Raw genomic sequence first — 1,915 nt, 5'->3', positions numbered from 1 at the left:
CTCCGGCATGTCGCTGCGGACACATTTTCAACCAGACATCACTGTTGTCGAGGTGCGCGGCGCGGTCGACGCCTGCAACGCGCAGCGGCTAAGCGATTACGCCGCCGACCTGGCCAGCGCCGGCCGGCGCCTCATCGTCGACCTCTACGGTGTGGATTTCTTTGGCCGCGACGGCGTCCGGGCCATGGTCAAGCTTGCCGAGAAATGCCAGCAGATAGGTGTGCGCTGGCTTTTGGTGCCCAGCGAGGCCGTGAGCCGACTGCTGCGGAGCACCGACGACACCTACCGGCTGCCCACCGCAGCCTCGCTGAACGACGCCCTGCAGCGGCTGACACTCCACAACCACACAGAGCTGCTACCACAGCGCATCACACCACAGGAGGTCACGAGATGCTAAAGCAAGAGGATCGGTCGCAAACAGTTGCGAAGGGATCGGGGTGGCCAACCACGGCCGCGATCGAGGGCCTTGACGAGCACGGGCTGGGGGACCTGTCCCAGCGCGTCGACAAGCTCGGGGTGTTGTCCGTCTACCTCAACGCCGATCCCCGGCACGACACGAACCGGCAAGCCACCGCAATCGACCTCAGAAACCGATTCCGGGAGTTGCAGCGGCGGCTTGCCGAGGGCGCCGGTGCTGACCGCAGCCGTGACGTGGCTGCCGCGCTGAAGCGACTCTGGCCGCAGATCGAGAACCTGACAAACCCGATAGCGTCGGGCCGAGGCCGCGTCGCGTTCGCGGCGCTGGACAGCGACTGGATCCTGCGTCTTGACAGTGCGATGCCGGTGCCCACTCGGGTGGTACTCGACGATGGCCCCTTTATCCACCCGCTGCTTGAGGTGCTCGACGAAGGCCGGGCCGCTGGCGTCGTGCTGGTGTCAACCGAGGAGGCCCGGCTGCTCGAGTGGCGAATGGGGTCGCTGCAAATGTTGCGCCGGATGCCGCGACAGTATGTACAGGCACCGCACGAGCGTGCCGGCCAAATTGGGGGCGGCCCGCAAGGGCAGTTCCACACGCCGATGCGCGAGCAACGCGAAGCCCGCGAGCACCAATGGGTACAGCGATTCCTAGATCAGGTGACCGAAGTGGCCGTGGAGCTAGCCGATGATCGCGGCTGGGAGCGGATCCTAGTCAGTGGCGGAGAACGCTGGACCGAGCCCACCGTCGCGAAGTTCCCCGACGCGCTTCGCGACAAGGTATTCGCCGACGCCCGAGTCCTCAACGGACTGGATGATGCCGCGCTGGCGAGCGCTGTCACCGAGTGGGTGCATGGACAGCACACCGACCGGGAGAGCCAGATCGTGGCGCGCGTGCGCGAAGCCGCCGCGTCGCGAATTGCCGCCCTGGGGCTGTCCGAAGTGACCGCCGCGTTAAACGCCGGCCGAGTCGCACACCTGGTGTACGACCCGAAGGTCCGCTACATGGGCACGGTGGGCGCCAACGGGGCGCTCTACGGCGGCGATGAGGTCGGCCCGCACGCACACCCATCAAGGACCGAGCCCCGTCTGACCGAACGGATGGTCGAGCGGGCCCTTAAGACGGGAGTCCGGATTAGTCCCGTCGAGGGCGCGGCCGAAGGGAAGCTAAAGGACGCCGCCGGCGTGGCCGCGGTACTTCGCTGGTAGAGGCACAGCGGGCATCGCGCGGTGCATGATGGACCCGACGATCCACGCGGCCCTCCCCTTGAAAGCATTGCGGGCCAGCCATTCCGGCTCAACCCACAACTTCCATCGGCCGACACAACAAAAGGAGACCACATGGCGGCCAGCGGTCCACATCGAAACCGCCAGCGTCAGCGGGCGCCCCGATTGCGTACTCATCGATAATCTCGCACGGCTGCACTGGTATGCGTTGGATCCGAGGGAAAGGGGCCATGACCGCACATGCCGCTCGGTTCGCGCGGTGGGCAACTCGACG

At 66.4% G+C, this 1,915-nt stretch carries 3 protein-coding genes; all 3 read left to right on the top strand.

What is annotated here, in order from left to right; all coding sequences use genetic code 11:
• The coding region (locus ACRDU5_RS05740; RefSeq protein ID WP_526613523.1) for an STAS domain-containing protein at positions 1-397 on the top strand (397 nt) is incomplete at its 5' end.
• Positions 391-1,623, top strand: coding sequence for an MSMEG_1130 family ribosome hibernation factor (locus ACRDU5_RS05735; protein ID WP_526613522.1), 1,233 nt, complete (start codon positions 391-393; stop codon positions 1,621-1,623). The genes ACRDU5_RS05740 and ACRDU5_RS05735, both read left to right, overlap by 7 nt.
• A gap of 28 nt (positions 1,624-1,651) precedes the next feature.
• Positions 1,652-1,915 (top strand): hypothetical protein (locus tag ACRDU5_RS05730; protein ID WP_526613521.1); only part of this gene is annotated, 264 nt, incomplete at its 3' end.

This window comes from Mycobacterium sp. (assembly GCF_050701515.1).
Classification (GTDB): Bacteria; Actinomycetota; Actinomycetes; order Mycobacteriales; family Mycobacteriaceae; genus Mycobacterium.
This window is presented reverse-complemented; position numbering and strand designations above follow the sequence as displayed.